Source organism: Serratia sp. root2, from assembly GCF_031931805.1.
Lineage (GTDB): Bacteria > Pseudomonadota > Gammaproteobacteria > Enterobacterales > Enterobacteriaceae > Serratia > Serratia inhibens.
The window spans coordinates 1,307,141-1,323,145 of record NZ_JAUJXB010000001.1 but is presented as its reverse complement, the minus strand read 5'-3'; the positions used below and the strand labels follow the sequence as shown (position 1 = coordinate 1,323,145).

The window sequence follows — 16,005 nt, the reverse complement described above, 5'->3', positions numbered from 1 at the left end:
CAATTCTAGTCGTCGATTTCTTCGTTATCGCGCACATTTGCCCGCAGCATGTTGAGCACGTTGGGCGCCTCAACGGCCTTGCTGAATAAAAAGCCCTGTCCAAAATAAAAACCGGCGTTGCACAGCGTCTGGCGTTGCTGCTCGGTTTCAATCCCTTCGGCGATGATATCGATGGACAATTTCTGCCCCAGAATCCCCATGCTTTCGACGATGCCCAATATGGCCGGCTCGTCGTTCATGCGGCGGATAAAATCGCAATCCAGTTTAATGCAGTCCAGCGGGTAATCCATGATATGCGTAAAGGCCGAATGCCCGGTGCCAAAGTCATCGAGCGCAATCCTGATGCCCATTTCCTTGAGCATTTGCAAGGCCCGCAAAACATACTTCGAACCGTGTTTGTTGAACGCATGTTCGGTGACCTCCAGCTCGATAAGGTGGTGCGGAATGCGGAACATCAGCAACCGTTGCAGGAAGGTTTCGGCATAGTTGTCGCGTAAAAACTCGATAGGGGACGCATTCAACGATACCGGCAAGACGTCTACGCCGGCGTCGATCCAGCGTGAGATGTCGGCAAAGACTTTCATCTGCATGGCTTCGCTGATTTTTGTCGCCAATTCATAGTCGCTGAAGGCTTCACTGACGGTATCCGGCAACTGCATGCCCTTCACCGGACAATACCAGCGCAATAGCGCCTCGAAACCCACGATCGCGCCGTTGGCCAAATTGACCTTCGGTTGATAGCTGGGGCGGATGCGGTTATCGCGCACAATCTGCCGCGCATGGTTCAGCTGTGAAGCGCGTGCCTTTGCTTTCTCCATCATTTGCTGATTGAACATGTAAACGCCGCCGCGGCCGCCGTCCTTAAGCTCATACAGCGCGGTATCGGCGCACTTCATCAGTTCCGACGGGTCGTGGGCATCCTGAGGATAAACGGCGCAACCGATGCTCATGCCGCAATGCAGCGCCTTGCCGCCGTGGGTGATCGGCGATTCGAGTTGCAGCAGAAAATTATTGGCGATTTTGAAGATATCCTGTTCATCTTCTATGTCGCTGATGACCACCGCAAACTCATCGCCGCCGAGCCGGGAAACAAAAGAGTAGGGGTTCAGGTGAGCCGTGAGTCTTTTGGACAACACGCGCAACAGATGATCGCCTGCGGCATGCCCAAGGGTGTCGTTAACCAGTTTAAAGTGGTCGAGATCCAACAGAATCAGCCCGAGCAATTTATTGTTGCTCAGGGCGCGTTTCATTTCCTGTTTTAACTTTTTCTTGAATAACCGTCGGTTAGGCAAGCCGGTCAGTTCGTCATATTCACTGGCGATCAGCAAACGCTTTTCCGCTATTCTTTGCGAGGTCACATCGCGGGAAACGCACAATATATTTTGTATCCGGCCATTTTTATCGGTGACCGGGCTGAGGATATTATCCCAGTGTTGCATCTTGCCATTCGGCGCGCCGCTAAGGCCGGCAAACCTGGCATTGCGGCCATTCAACACTTTACGCAGCGCCTTTCTGCCGCGCTTGCGTATTTCTACCGGCAGCAGCCCCAGCCACGACATGCCAAACTGTTTTTGGTTTTCATCCAGGCCAAGGGCAATGCAGCCGGCTTTGTTCATGTGCAACAACGAACCGTCATTATTGATGATCTTGATGCAGTCGACGCTGGCATCGAGCATGTTTTGCTGTGCAGCCAAAGTCGCGGCGATGATGTGTTTTTCCAGTACTTGTTCGTGGATATCCACGCAGGTAAGGGACCAGCGCGGTACTCCCGGCTGGGGATCTTTGGCGGCGTTGAACGACAGCAAAAACCAGCGAAACTCACCGCTGCAATGGCGCAGGCGGCTTTCATTCACGAACGAGGTGGCGGTAGCCATTGCCTGCTGCCAAAGGCTGTGCACCGGCGCATAGTCAGCCGGATGCAGGGCTTTCAACCAGCCGTCATCCTCATTATCAAACGAGGTTCCACCGGTATATTCGCGCCACCCTTTATTAAAGTGTCCGCCCAGGCTTTTACCCACGCCAATGAGATTCGGTAAACCGTCAAAGATTACATTAGCTATATCAACAGGATGATTGTCATCACCGTGATCAGGTAAAACGTTCATGTCTTGTTCCTTTATGAAAACCGCCTGAGATTCGCTCCAAAAGGAACTGTTTTAATAATATTCGTGCCTGCGGGAATATGCCAATAACCGGGCTTGGCGCGATAAAAATCCGATTGGAAGAATGAGATATAATGCCGGGTAAAACAGTAGGATTATTCTTGTAAAATGAGGGCCGTTTTTTAATCATCATTATGTCACTTAATTCAATGCCCATTAACCATGGCAGAGGTCAGGCGGCAGCGAAACGGATTCGCTGAAATTTCCCTTTTTTACGATGAGTGTACCGATCCAGTACAGCGTCGCATTGGCAATGAAGCACAGATCACTCGCCTTTGTTGTCCTATTTTTAGGACCAAGCGTCACATGTTTCAGTATTGTTCCTTATTCGAGACGACGATAGGCTCCCTGACATCCCCTCCAGGAAGCATGACGCGATGAATGAAGAGCACAAAACCAAACCCGTTCCAAATAAAACACAGCGGCTATTGCTGCTGTCGGCAGTGCTGTTGGCCGGCGCTGCCGTTTATGCCGCTTGGACAATCCGAAACCACGATTCGTTGATGACCGAAGATGCTTATGTTGAGGGTAATCTGGTGCAGGTAACGGCTCAGGTATCGGGAACGGTTACGCAAATAGCCGCAGACAACACCGATTATGTTCAGCGAGGAGAAGGCCTGGTCACCATCAACCCGATTGATGCCCGTTTAGCGCTGGAGAAGGCAAAATCGCAGTTGGCTGCTGCGGTACGGCAGGTACGCAACCAATATGCGGTGCTGGCGGAATTGAAAGCGGCGATCGCCGTGGACCAGACAGCACTGGATAAAGCAAGGGCTGATTTCAACCGACGTGAAGGGTTGCGACAGAGTATTGCTATTTCCACAGAAGAACTGGCGCATTCACGCGATGCTCTGAGCAACGCGCAGGCGACCCTTAATGTGACCGTCCGTCAGTATCAGGCGGCGCAAACGCTGACGGAAAACACGACTTTGCAAACGCATCCCGATGTGCTTGAAGCAGAGTCAACCCTGCGTGCGGCTTGGCTCGACTATCATCGTACGCAAGTTATCGCTCCCGTAGCCGGCTTTATTGCCCAGCGCAGAGTGCAGGTAGGGCAGCATGTTACCGCCGGGGCGTCGTTGATGACGGTGGTTCCTCTTGACGCTGTCTGGGTCACGGCCAACTTCAAAGAAACGCAGTTGGGCAGCCTGCGCGCCGGGCATAAGGTTACGCTGACCTCGGACCTCTATGGCCACGAGAGACGTTACCACGGCCAGGTCGTGGGGATTGAACCAGGAACCGGTAGCGCCTTCTCGTTGTTGCCGGCACAAAACGCCACGGGGAACTGGATAAAAGTGGTGCAGCGAGTCCCTGTTCGGATCGCTTTGGATCCTGACGAGTTGGCTCAGCATCCTTTACGGCCTGGTTTGTCGATGACGGTCTCTGTCGATACCAGTACTGCCGGTACCGCGCTATCAACGCTGCCCTCTCATCGCCAGAGTTGGGAAACGTCGGTTTATGATCGGGAAGATGAGCAGGCAGCGGCAATTATTCAGGAGATCCTAAAGCAAAATGGCTAATACATCATCCTGGCACATTACCCGTCCCGCTCATCAAACGCTGTTGCTCGTGACCATATTTCTGCTAACCACGCTAGATTTCTTGCAGGTCGGGATGATCGCTTTTGCGGCCGCTCCCATTATGGGCGAAACCGGCAGTTCGCCAGAAGAATACAGCTTTATTACCGCAGCCTATGCCTGCGTGGCGATCGTAATGATCTCCATGCAGTGCTGGTTGGTCGAACGAATGGGGTGGCGGAGATATATTTGGGGTTCACTGGCTATTTTCAGTCTGGGTGCCTGGATTTGCGCGCAAAGCAATGCTTATTATCCGTTCCTGTTTGGCAGGGTGGTGATGGCGGTGGGGGGAGCTTCGTTCATGACGGGGGCGCGGGTGTTGGTTAATCTGTTGCCGCCCAGCCCACTGCGCTTCACTGGCATCAAGGTGTTTGCCTCCGGCCTGGCGTTGGGGACCGCACTGTCTCCCTTTCTTGCCGCGCTGGCCGTGAGTGAAGATACCTGGTCCGCACTTTTCCTGATGTTGATAGCCGTGGCGCTGGTGGTCTTTGTGACCGCGTCGTTTTGTTTACCCTGGCAGACGCCGCCGGAACTGACAAAAAGCCAGTCTCATCCTTTCTTGCTGATGTGGCTGGCGGGAGGGGCATTCGCCATGCTGTGGGCATTGCAGCGCTCAAACTACAATTTTTTCAGTGATTTGCTGATTCTGTCGATTATCGCTCTGACGGGTTTATGCGCCTTGATTTACTTTTTTAACAGTATGGTGCGTTTCCATGGCGAGCCGTTGCTGATGGTGAGAACGCTGTTTTCCAATCGGCGCTATATTGTCGGGTTATTACTGTTTTCACTTTGTTACCTGGTGCTAGGGGCCAATAACTACATCATTCCGCAAATTCTCCAGCAAGCTTTAGGGTTCAGTTGGAGCACGGTGGGGAATTGGCATGCGTTGGGGCTGTCATCCGCATTGGTCGCCTGGTTGATGATGGGCTTCATCATGACTAGACGGCCTGCATCCAAGAAGTTTTTCGTTAGCGGGTTTCTCGCGTTAGCGGCCTATGGCTGGATAATGTCCCGATTAACGCCGACGGCCAATATCATGTCGGATATCCTGCCGGCGCTGTTGTGCAATGGCATCTTCATCATGCTGGTGATGGCCACTACTGCCATGCACACTTTTCGAGAGGTCCAGCAGAATGAAACGGTTTTCTCTCATGCTCAGCAGGTTAAAAACATGGCCGCTCAACTCTGCATGGCACTGGGGATTTCTGCCGCGACCATCGGTATGCAGTGGCGCGCTACAGTGCACTATGCGGTGCTGAATACCGAGATCACTGCCAATAATCCCCGTTACGTGGATACCCTTGCGCAAGTCAGCACGCTGTATGCCCGGCAGGTGGCTACGCCGGTGGCGGACAATATGGCCTTTGCCTGGGTGGCTCAAATGGTGAAGCAACAGGCTACGCTATTGGCGGGTCAAGATTATTTCCTGTTGGTTGCTCTGGTTGGCGCTTTGGGCGCTATCATAATGGCCGTGCAGCAATTGATGAAATGACCGGCCTCAAAACAGGACATTACAATGGATTTTAATGACATCTATTATTTTTATCTGGTGGCCGAACACAAGGGGTATACCGCCGCCGAACGTCAGTCCGGATTAACGAAGTCTTTATTGAGCCGCCGCGTGACCCAGCTTGAGGAACGGCTTAATGTACGTCTGATTCAAAGAAATTCCCGCCGTTTTGCCCTGACGGCGGCAGGGCGCATATTGCACCAGCGCGCCGCAGATATGGTTAAAGAGGGCGTGGCGGCTTATGACTCGGTATCTGAGTTAACGGCGGAGCCCTCCGGGTTGGTACGGGTAAGTTCCCTCACCGTATTGGCGCAATATCACTTGGCGCCGATTTTACCGGGGTTTATGACCCGCTATCCTCAGGTCCGCGTAACGATAGACGCTACGGACAGGCACGTTCAGGTCATTGAAGAAAGTATGGATTTGGTGCTGCGGGCCAGCAGGTGTATTGACGAGGAACCGGGATTGATTGCGCGTCCGCTGGCAACCAGTCGCCTGATACTTGTCGCCAGCCCCGGATTCCTGAAGCGACACGGCATGCCGGGATCGCCAACGCAATTAACGAAAATGCATACGTTAAGCTCTGTGCTTGATCGTTTGGAAGGCGAGCAAAAATGGGAACTCATCAATAATATCACCGAAGAAGGGATCACCATTACCCATGACCCGATGTTGTTTTGCCTAAATCCCAGGGTGCAATTGGAAGCGGCGGTGAATGGCGTTGGTATTGGGCTTATTCCCGACATCATCGCTTATCCGGCCATTGCTGAAGGGAAGGTGATTCAAATATTGAAACCCTGGGCCACCCATGAACGTATTATTCACGCCGTATTTCCCAGCAGGAAGAACATGAATCCCGCGGTCCGGGCGTTTTTGGATTACCTGATCGTGCATTTGCCTGAATCATTGCGCATTTCACTGTAACTTTTGAGCTGTAAAAGACGTAAAAAAAGCCCCTGTCGTTGCGAAAGGGGCTTGGCGTTATTGCTAACCTTGAGCGTTACTTATCAAGCGCGTAAGCGATCACGTAGTCGCCACGGTCCGGTGACTGGCGTGCGCCGCCGGCAGAGATAAGAATGTACTGCTTACCGGTGGTCGGTGAGACGTAGCTCATCGGGGTACCGCCGCTGCCGACCGGCAGACGCGCTTTCCACACTTCTTTACCGGTGGATGAATCAAATGCCCGCAGGTAGTAATCCTGGGTACCGGCGATAAACACCAGCCCGCCCTGGGTTGCCAGCGTGCCGCCCAGCGTTGGCATGCCTACCGGCATTGGGGCACGCATTTTAATGCCGAATGGCCCTGTGTCCTGCACCGTACCGGCCGGTACTTGCCACACCACTTTCTGGGTTTTCAGATCGATAGCGGACAGGGTGCCGAATGGCGGTTTCTGGCACGGAATGCCCAGCGGTGACATAAAGCGGTTCTTGTTGACGCCGTAAGGGGTGCCTTTTAACGGCACGGCGCCCATACCGGCGTTAACCGATTCGCCGCCGTTGCTGGCTGGCGCATTGGCGTCGGCTTTTTGCGGGATCATCTGCACCCACAGGCCCAAACGCATATCGTTGGCGAAGATGTAGTGGTTGTTCGGATCGGTAGACAATCCACCCCAGTTCATGCCACCCAGCGAACCCGGGAAGCTGAGTGAGAGATCGGTGTCCGGCGCGGTGAACAGACCGTCATAACGCATCGATTTAAAGCTGATGCGGCACATCAACTGATCGAACGGCGTTGCGCCCCACATGTCGGATTCGGTTAACTTTTCAGCGCCAATCTGCGGCATGCCGACAGAGAAGGGCTGCGTCGCCGAATACTGCTCGCCCGGAATGTTGCGGGTTTTCACCGGCAGCTCTTTCACTTCGGTCAGTGGCTTGCCGGTGTGGCGATCCAGCACGAAGATCTGCCCGGTTTTGCCGCCGAATACCAGTGCAGGGCGGCTGGTACCGTCCTTCATCGGGAAATCGATCAGGCTAGGTTGCATCGGGACATCGAAATCCCACAGATCGTTATGTACGGTCTGATAAACCCATTTTTCTTTCCCGGTTGTCGCGTCGAGCGCCAGAATGGACGCGCCGTATTTGTGGTCCAACGCGTTGCGGTTAGCGCCCCAGAGATCCACAGAAGAGCTGCCCATTGGCATGAACACGGTGTTCATCGCCGGATCGTAGGACATCGGTGCCCAGGAGTTCGGTGTGCTGCGCACAAAGGTCTGGCCCGGTTTCAACGCGGCGTTCGGGTCTTGATTGCCCGGGTCGAACGCCCAGCGCATTTCACCGGTGATCACGTTAAAGCCACGCAACACGCCGCCAGGCATGTCGGTTTGCACGTTATCAGCCACGCGGCCGCCCACGACGACGGTGGTACCCGCCAGCGTAGGTGCGGAGGTCAGCTGGTATTTCGGATCCGAGGCATCGCCCAGGCCGGCTTTCAGATCGACGATGCCGTTGTTACCAAAGTGCTGACAGAATTCGCCGTTATCGGCGTTGATCGCTACCAGACGCGCATCGATGGTGTTCATCAGAATACGGCGCTGACAGCTGTCGCCGGCCGCAAGCTGAACCGGTGCCGCAGGCGTTGAACCTGGGACCGTCGGCGGTGGCAGGGTTTTGGTGGCGTCGAAGTAGGCCAGGCCGCGGCAGCGGTTCCAGACCTGCGATTGCGCGTTGATTTCACGCTTCCAGATCTCTTTCCCGCTGTCGGCTTCAACGGCGATGACGTTGTTGTGCGGCGTACACAAGAAGATGCGGTTGCCGATTTGCAGCGGCGTCTGCTGGTCTTCTGCGCCGTTGCCGCCAGGGCTGATCGGCGTATCGCCGGTATGGAAGGTCCAGGCGACTTTCAGATCTTTCACGTTGTCGCGAGTGATCTGGTCCAGCGCCACGAAACGGCTGCCGCCGGGGGTATTGCCGTAGTTGTCCCAGTCTTTTTGCTGTTTGGTTTTATCTACCGGGATCAACGGCAACTGCTGGCCGCTGAAAGCGACGGTGGGGTGCGGCTGGAACATCTGCACGAAAGCGCCGACCATACCCACAGCCAGCACGGCGGAGAGCAGGTAAGACAGCTTCGCCAGCGGCGCTTTCCCTTCCGGTTTACGCAGCGCAGGCCAGCTAAGGAAGGCCAGAATCATCAGGCCGGTTGGCACCATCAGCCGTGAAATCAAGGGCCAGAAATCAAAACCGGCGTCGGCCACTGACCAAATCAGCGTGCCGATGAAAACCAGCAGGAACAGCGTGACTGCCGAGGATTTGCGACGGAAGAATTGAACTGCGGAAAGCAGGGTGACGATACCGGCAATCAGGAAGTAAGCGCTGCCGCCGAGCGAGACTAACTTTCCGCCGGCAATGGCGAAAAACAAGCCCGTAACGGCAAGAATTACCCCGAATAAACAACACCATAATTTAAGTTTTATACCCGGCCGGGCATTTGAATCAGACATGTTCAGTCAGTCTCCGAAAATAATGTTTCTTACTGCTCGTTTACCAAAGTGTAATCGTTGCTCCGCGCCTTGCATTGAGGCAAGGCGCGGAGCAAAAAATTAAACAGTGAATACGGAGGATTGTACCATTTGATTCGTTAGGCTGTTAAGGATATGTTGCTTTTAAAGCCGGATATTACTCACTTTTAGAACGACGCGAAGATGCGTCGGTGCCAGAAAGACAATATATCCCGGTTAATTTGCTCAAGATATTCTGGCAGTGGATTGTTTTCCAAGACATTTTCGCGTGCATATTGAAATCCGGGATCGCTGCCGCGGGAGTGCCTGCGCAGAAGGATATTTCTTGCCGCGGCCAGTTCGCCGTCGCTTAACTGCGCCAATTCCAGCTTCATTTGCTGCAAAAATGCTGCGGTATAATGATCCAGTTGCGCGATGGTATATTTGGGCGACTGTAACGCGAAGAAAATACCTTCGACGTCGACGCAACGGTAATAAGCACAATGCACGACATAACCAATATTTCGCTCGACGCGCAGACGCTGGAAATAACGCGGGGCATAAATCTGCGCCAGCAATTGTAGAGCCCAACGCGCGCTGGCCGATGTTTCCGGCAGCGGGTAAAACAATAACCGGGTATTTTCATCGCCGCTTTCCGAGAGCGCGACGCGCTCTGCGGGCGTACGAATGCGGTATTCCCCGGCGGTGACTATCGGCTCAGGAAAATCACTGAGCAAATGCGCCAACCCTTGTCGTAAAACCTCATTCCCGCCGACCAGCGTGGCTTGCCAACTCACCCGGTCCGGCGTTAATCCTACCGACAAGGCGGCCGGCAACTGCGCCAATAAGCGACGGATGGCGATGTCGCCTTGTTCCCGCGCCTGCGCTCGCTGAAAGGTTCTCGTTGCGTCACGCTGCATCGCGGGTGACATCGCCGCCAGCCGGTGGTTGATGGCATTGACGGCGCGATAGATCAACGCCTCCTCTCCGGCCAGTTGCAACAACCATACTCCCTGGTGACGTTCGACGCTCAGATGCCCATCCTGATGCGCCAACTCTGCCGCCAGGGTACGCAATGCCGATTGCAGGAGATAACCTCGTTGTGGCTCAAAAAGCACATCCGGCGCGGGCCGCAACAGCAACACGGGAGAGCCCTCATCGTGAGGCAGATGTTTTAACGGTACCTGGCCGACGGGCGGGGGGGCGTTATGTGGAGATACGGCAGCGACAGGGAAGAAAGTGAAGCGCGCGGTGGCAGGCGACGCGCTTTCCGGATGGAAGACGGTCAGTTTTAAAGGTAATCCCCGATACTCGGTGACTTCGCCGCCAGCACCAGGTCGTACAGATAAACGGCTCATTGAGGCAGACGAAAGCATGGCGATCTGTTTTGCCCACGGGTCGGTCGCTTGCACCGGCGGCAGGCCAAAGGCGTTCGCCCGTAATTGTTCGAGGGGGGCAAGACGGTCAAATGCCCGATTAGCCAGGCAGCTATAGTGTTCGCGCTGGCGTTCGGTCAGGCCGGTCAATTGCTCCAACCAACCAAACAGGGCAGCTTCAATGGCGGCCGCCTCTGCGGCGGTGCCCCGGATGACGGTGAACGCCAGAGTGAGCAGTGAACACGCCTCGCCGCATGTTGCGTGAATTAACCGGGCAGCGTCGCAGTATTCCTCAGCGCGCAGCCAGGCCATCAGGCTGCCAGGCGCTTCGTCCAGCAGCAGGCACTCCAGCAGCCGCAACCAATGGCGCTGTGTTGCAGGCGGTTGATTGAGGGCAAAGGTCAAGCGTAACTGCGGTGCGCCCGGCAAATCGAGCGTGCGGTCGCCTATCGGAACAGCCTGTGAGACGGCAGGTGGTGGATGGTTATCCGCTTTTGCAATGCGTGCGCCATATTCTTCGGCCATGGTGCGTAATTGTTCCGGCGACTGCGGCCCTTGCAGCCACAGCGTCATGTTAGCGGCGTTGTAATGCCGTTGATGGAACTGTTGCAGCGCAGAGCGCAGTACCGCCATATCCTCGCCAAAGCCGGCGCGGCTGCCGATATGGAAACGATGCATCGCCGCGATGCCGTCAAATGCTTGCTGCTGTGCCGCTTCACAGAGTGTTTCTCCCTCTGTGCGCAGTAACTGATATTCGGCGTCAATGATATCGGCTTCTTGATCCAGCGCTTCCGTTGCCAGCAGCGGGGCGATCAGCATATCGATCAGACGGTCCACGCCGGTATCAAATTGTTCGGGGCCGACCTCAAAAAAGAAGCAGGTACGCGTCGCCTGAGTGGTGGCGTTAAGACGCCCTCCCTGAGAGGGTGTCCAGTTCATCAAACCCTCTAGCGCCGGGAATCGTTCGCTGCCGCGAAACAGCATATGTTCCAGCAGATGCGCCAGCCCCGGCCAGGTGAGAGGTTCGTGATAGCTGCCCGCATCGACCTGCATCAGCGCGGCGGAGCGGGTCGCTGCGGGATCGCTTATCATATTGATTTGCAATCCGTTGCCGAGTCGCACTGACGAGGCGTGACGTTGCATGTTTTACCCTTTGAAGATCAACCGCGAATTGGCGGCGTTGCGAAAACGCAGTTGTTCAATACCGATTTGCGTGTGGTTGGCGGCCTCGCGTGCGGCCAGTATGGTGCCATGGTGCGGCGATTTAGAGCACACCGGGTCGGCATTTTGGGCGTCGCCGGTCAGCATGAACGCCTGGCAACGACAACCGCCGTAATCTTTCTCCTTTTCGGAGCAGGAGCGGCATGGCTCCGGCATCCAGTCATAACCGCGATAGCGATTAAAACCAAAGGAGTGATACCAGATGTGGTGCAAGTCATGTTCCAGCACCGAAGGGAACTTCACCGGTAACTGACGTGCGCTGTGGCAGGGCAATGCCATGCCTTCCGGCGTCACGCTCAGAAAGATTGCGCCCCAGCCGCCCATACAACCTTTGGGCCGTTCTTCGTAATAATCGGGCGTGACGAATAACAAGTTCGCCAGATTGCCGCTGTCGCTCATTTTTTCGCGGTAGCGCTTCACGACCTCTTCCGCACGCGCGATTTGTTCGCGAGTCGGCAGCAGGCCTTCGCGATTTAATTGCGCCCAGCCATAGAACTGACAGGTCGCCAGTTCGACATCGTCGGCTTCCAGTTGAATGGCCAGCTCAATGATGCGGTCGATTTGATCGATATTGTGGCGATGCAGCACGAAGTTGAGCACCATCGGGTAGCCGAGTGCTTTGACCGCTTTCGCCATCGCCAGTTTTTGCTGGAATGCCTTGGCGGATCCCGCCAGCGCGGCGTTTAGCGTTTCATCGCTGGCTTGAAAACTGATCTGGATATGGTCCAACCCGGCGTCCGCGAAGGTTTGCAGTTTTTTCTCGGTCAGGCCGATGCCGGAGGTGATCAGGTTGGTGTAAAACCCCAGATCGCGCGCGGCGGCGATCAGCTCGGGCAAATCCTTGCGTACCAGCGGTTCACCGCCGGAAAAGCCCAGTTGTACGCTGCCCATTGCTCGGGCCTGACGGAATACGTCTATCCACTGTTCGGTGGTCAGCTCTTTCTCCTGAGCGGCAAAATCGAGCGGGTTAGAACAGTAGGGGCATTGCAACGGGCAACGGTAGGTCAGCTCCGCCAATAGCCAGAGCGGGGGATTCACCGCAGAGGCGGCGGTTATATCAGTCACGGAAAATCACCCATTTTTGCGCGTAGGCACGTTGGAAAAACTCGACCACATCGTCCGCCAACCCCGGCGCCCCCGGGAAGCGGGCATTCAGTTGGCCGATGATGTCATGCAGCGTCGACTTGCCATCGACCAGTTGCAAAATAAGTGCAGCGCTTTCATTCAGCTTGGCCATGCCCTCCGGATAGAGGATGACATGGCTATTTTGCACTTCTTCCCATTGCAGGCGATAACCGCGCCGGAATAACGGGGTTTGTTCTCGGTTCAGCGTCATTACACCAGCCTCCGGTTGTGCCACACCCGCGCGTCGGTCACGCAGTGGTAAGGGCGCCTGTCAAGGGTATAAGCCATGCTCATGGCATCCAACATGCTCCAGAGGATATCCAGTTTGAACTGCAGGATCTCGAGCATGCGCTGTTGTTTCTCCACGGTATCGCAATAATCCAGCGCCAGCGTCAACCCGTGCTCAACGTCGCGGTTGGCTTGTCCAAGACGGCTGCGGAAGTAATCGTAACCTTCCGCGTCAATCCACGGGTAATGCTGCGGCCAACTATCAAGACGCGACTGGTGGATTTGCGGCGCAAACAGTTCGGTCAGCGAACTGCATGCCGCTTCTTGCCAGCATGCGCGGCGAGCGAAGTTGACGTAGGCATCCACCGCGAAGCGCACACCCGGCAACACCAACTCCTCAGACAGCAGGATGTCGCGCTCGAGACCCACCGCCTCGCCGAGACGCAGCCAGGCTTCAATTCCGCCTTCGCTACCGCCGTATCCGTCGTGATCGAGAATGCGCTGCACCCATTTGCGCCGCGTTTGCGGGTGCGGGCAGTTGGCCATGATCGCCGCATCCTTGATCGGGATGCTGGTCTGATAATAAAAGCGGTTAGCCACCCAGCCCTGGATCTGTTCCCGCGTCGCTTCACCGTTGTGCATCGCGATATGATACGGGTGATGGATATGATAATAGGCGCCTTTGGCGCGCAGCGCCGCTTCGAACGCCGGTGCCGAAAGTGGCTGTTGCTGTGTCATGGTACTCACCTACAATTCGATGTTCATCCCATCCCAACTCACTTCAATGCCGGCGTCGGTCAGGCTTTGGCGCTCTGCGGAATCTTCGTCAAGAATGGGATTGGTGTTGTTAATGTGGATCAGGATCTTGCGTTTGGCCGGCAGGCTGCCGAGCAATGCCGCCAGACCCTGTTCTTCCGCCAGCGCCAGATGGCCCATGTCTTTGCCGGTATTATGGCCGACGCCGAGGCTAGCCAACTCATTGTCACGCCACAGCGTACCGTCGATCAGCAGGCAATCTGCGCGCTGTAGCCAGGGGAGGAGCGCGTCGTCCGGCTCGCCAAGGCCGGGGGCGTAGAGCAGGTTGGAGCCGCTCAGCGTATCTTCAATAAACAGGGCGACGTTGTGGCCTGGCAACGGGCGGTTGCGATAGCGGGAATAAGGCGGCGCATTGCTCAAGAGCGGTATTGCGGTAAAGCGGATACTTGGGCAAACCGCCGTCTGGAACGATTCCAGTGGAACGACAGGGTGATGAATCAAGCCGCCATTCCAATGAGTCAACATGGTAAATACCGGGAAACCGGTGTTGAGATCGTCGTGAACTTCGCGGGTGCACCAAACGTGGTGTGGGCAACCTTCACGCAAACTGAGTAAGCCTGCACTGTGATCGATTTGGCTGTCGGTCAGGATAATGGCGCCGATACCGGTGCCGCGAAGCACATTGGGGTTGTTCAATTCAGGCGAAGCAAGCAGTTGTTGGCCAATATCGGGAGAGGCGTTGCACAGCACCCAGTTTTTACCATCGTCGCTGATGGCAATCGAGGATTGTGTCCGGGGCGAGGCGTTGAGCGTCTTGTTGCGTACCCCCTGACAATTTTTGCAGTTGCAGTTCCATTGTGGAAAACCGCCGCCTGCTGCAGAGCCGAGCACTTTAATCTGCATGTAATGACCAGAAAAAGGGGAAAAGAACTGCCCGCTCCGGGGGAACGGGCAGATGGGGCGATTAACGGTTGGAAATGTACAGTGTTACTTCCAGCCCCAGACGCAGATCAACAAATTCTGGTTTGGTCCAAGTAGTCATAACGATACTCCTGTTGTGTGAATCAAGATGGGACAAGCCAGGTAACAAAATCGATCTCACCCGGCGCGGCCCCGATGTTGATGAAATGTGATGAAATTCGCAACCTTATAAAAGTAAGTTTTTATTCGCGCCAAGAAGCGGCCAAGGTTCTGAGCCAATTACGCCAGGCCAGTTTTTCCAATAACCGGTCATCAAAACCAGCCTGTGACAATGCTTGCATCAGGCGCGGTAAACCGCTCACGTCGCCAAGCTGTTGCGGAATGTTCACGCCATCGAAGTCAGAACCGAATCCGACGTGATCTTCACCAAGTTTAGCGATCAAAAACTCAATGTGTTTAACAATTTCTGTCAAAGGTGTCGTTGCACTGTCACGTTTGCCATCGGCGCGAAGAAACGCGGTACCAAAATTAACCCCAACGAAACCATTGCGTTGTGCGATGGTTTCTAATTGCGCATCGGTCAGATTGCGCGGTTGCGGGCATAACGTATGGGCATTTGAGTGAGTGGCGACCAGAGGGGCGTCGCTGAGCGCCGCCGTGTCCCAAAATGTTTTTTCATTCATGTGCGAAACGTCGATCATGATACGGCGTTGATTGCAGGCCCGGATGAGCGCTTTGCCAGCCTGCGTTAAACCCGCACCACTGTCCGGGGAGGCGGGAAATGGCCCGCTGACGCCTTCGCCGAACGCATTGGGCAGATTCCAGAAGGGCCCTATGCTGCGTACACCCCAATCATAAAACCGATCGAGGCGCGTCAGTTCTGCATCCAATGCGCCGGCTCCTTCGATATGCAGCACGGCGGCAATGAGTTGATGGCGTTGGCAATATTCTATCTCGCTGACCGTGCGGCATATCCGTAACCGGCCCTCGGACGCCTGCTCCAACTGATACATGATAGCGATCTGCGCTTCGGTGATCGCCAACGGATCATAGCTGGCGAGGGCTTGCTCTTCGGTCTGGTTACGCATCTGCGCGATATAACTCGCCGGGGGGATGAATACCGCAAATAACCCGCCGAAAAAACCGCCGCATTTCATGCGTGCAAAGTCCAGATGACCGTTTTCCACCCTGGAGTAAAAGGCGGCAACGGGATCGTCAGGGTGCTCCAGCCAAAGCTTGAGCAGCAAATCGTTATGGCCGTCAAAAACAGGCAAGGGGGATAAGAGTGTCATGAGTTCCACTGTAAAAATGACCGGCATGAGGCGGCGACAGGATTATGCGAGCCATATTATCGCGCCGGGAAGCGACAGGGTAGCGTCGTCTGGCACAGTGTAGCGGCGGACCGTGCTTCTCGCAGTGTATCTCTGAACGGTACGGTAATCGTGCCAAGGAAGAGGATATTTGCAGCGGTTAACGCGATTTTGCAAGGCTATTTAATCTGCGTTGTAACCGATTGATTATTTATCGGCAGTTGCGGCATTGTTCTGCCGTTATTTTTTCCGGCAAGCGTGGATCTTTCCGTTAATGATTCCCGACATATTCCTTCATGTTTACTATTCTAAATAGCTGCGCCTAGTGCTATAGGTGAGGAGCATGCAGAGCGCCGACATCCCGTGAATCCATTCATGAGGGCTCG

Annotated in this window: 12 protein-coding genes; 3 read left to right on the top strand and 9 right to left on the bottom strand. The window is 55.1% G+C overall.

Features of this window, described 5'->3' with window-relative positions; genetic code table 11:
• Nucleotides 1-5: 5 nt before the first annotated feature.
• Complete coding sequence (locus QZQ97_RS05880; RefSeq protein ID WP_311992665.1) at nucleotides 6-2,105, bottom strand: putative bifunctional diguanylate cyclase/phosphodiesterase; 2,100 nt, start codon at nucleotides 2,103-2,105, stop codon at nucleotides 6-8.
• A 434-nt stretch (nucleotides 2,106-2,539) separates the two neighbouring features.
• On the opposite strand from QZQ97_RS05880, the gene QZQ97_RS05875 reads away from it, so the two are divergent.
• From QZQ97_RS05875 to QZQ97_RS05865, 3 genes are read left to right on the top strand one after another with little or no spacing between them, the layout of a single operon-like run.
• Nucleotides 2,540-3,682: an HlyD family efflux transporter periplasmic adaptor subunit gene (locus QZQ97_RS05875; RefSeq protein ID WP_311992664.1), complete on the top strand. Its 1,143-nt coding sequence runs from the start codon at nucleotides 2,540-2,542 to the stop codon at nucleotides 3,680-3,682.
• Nucleotides 3,675-5,231 carry an MFS transporter gene (locus QZQ97_RS05870; protein WP_311992663.1) on the top strand — a complete coding sequence of 519 codons (1,557 nt, stop codon included), beginning with the start codon at nucleotides 3,675-3,677 and terminating at the stop codon, nucleotides 5,229-5,231. Before QZQ97_RS05875 ends, QZQ97_RS05870 begins: the two co-directional genes overlap by 8 nt.
• Nucleotides 5,232-5,255: 24 nt before the next feature.
• Complete coding sequence (locus QZQ97_RS05865; RefSeq protein ID WP_311992662.1) at nucleotides 5,256-6,173, top strand: LysR family transcriptional regulator; 918 nt, start codon at nucleotides 5,256-5,258, stop codon at nucleotides 6,171-6,173.
• Nucleotides 6,174-6,249: 76 nt separating this feature from the next.
• Here QZQ97_RS05865 and QZQ97_RS05860 read toward each other — a convergent pair whose 3' ends face one another.
• From QZQ97_RS05860 to QZQ97_RS05825, 8 genes are all read right to left on the bottom strand, one after another.
• Nucleotides 6,250-8,685, bottom strand: coding sequence for a glucose/quinate/shikimate family membrane-bound PQQ-dependent dehydrogenase (locus QZQ97_RS05860; protein ID WP_311992661.1), 2,436 nt, complete (start codon nucleotides 8,683-8,685; stop codon nucleotides 6,250-6,252).
• A gap of 185 nt (nucleotides 8,686-8,870) precedes the next feature.
• Nucleotides 8,871-11,201 carry a pyrroloquinoline quinone biosynthesis protein PqqF gene (pqqF, locus tag QZQ97_RS05855; RefSeq protein WP_311992660.1) on the bottom strand — a complete coding sequence of 777 codons (2,331 nt, stop codon included), beginning with the start codon at nucleotides 11,199-11,201 and terminating at the stop codon, nucleotides 8,871-8,873.
• A gap of 3 nt (nucleotides 11,202-11,204) precedes the next feature.
• Nucleotides 11,205-12,344: a pyrroloquinoline quinone biosynthesis protein PqqE gene (pqqE, locus tag QZQ97_RS05850; protein WP_442995086.1), complete on the bottom strand. Its 1,140-nt coding sequence runs from the start codon at nucleotides 12,342-12,344 to the stop codon at nucleotides 11,205-11,207.
• Nucleotides 12,337-12,615 carry a pyrroloquinoline quinone biosynthesis peptide chaperone PqqD gene (gene pqqD, locus QZQ97_RS05845; protein WP_311992659.1) on the bottom strand — a complete coding sequence of 93 codons (279 nt, stop codon included), beginning with the start codon at nucleotides 12,613-12,615 and terminating at the stop codon, nucleotides 12,337-12,339. The genes pqqE and pqqD overlap by 8 nt, the downstream gene beginning before the upstream one ends.
• On the bottom strand, nucleotides 12,615-13,370 hold the full coding sequence (gene pqqC, locus QZQ97_RS05840; RefSeq protein WP_311992658.1) for a pyrroloquinoline-quinone synthase PqqC: 756 nt from the start codon (nucleotides 13,368-13,370) through the stop codon (nucleotides 12,615-12,617). Before pqqC ends, pqqD begins: the two co-directional genes overlap by 1 nt.
• Before the next feature lie 9 nt (nucleotides 13,371-13,379).
• Nucleotides 13,380-14,291 (bottom strand): pyrroloquinoline quinone biosynthesis protein PqqB, encoded by a 912-nt coding sequence (gene pqqB, locus QZQ97_RS05835; RefSeq protein WP_311992657.1) that lies wholly within the window; start codon nucleotides 14,289-14,291, stop codon nucleotides 13,380-13,382.
• A gap of 61 nt (nucleotides 14,292-14,352) precedes the next feature.
• A complete protein-coding gene (pqqA, locus tag QZQ97_RS05830) occupies nucleotides 14,353-14,430 on the bottom strand; it encodes a pyrroloquinoline quinone precursor peptide PqqA (RefSeq protein ID WP_004937827.1) in 78 nt (25 codons plus the stop codon).
• Nucleotides 14,431-14,551: 121 nt separating this feature from the next.
• Entirely contained in the window at nucleotides 14,552-15,601 is a 1,050-nt protein-coding gene (locus tag QZQ97_RS05825) for a dipeptidase (protein WP_311992656.1), read from the bottom strand.
• Between the last annotated feature and the right edge of the window lie 404 nt (nucleotides 15,602-16,005).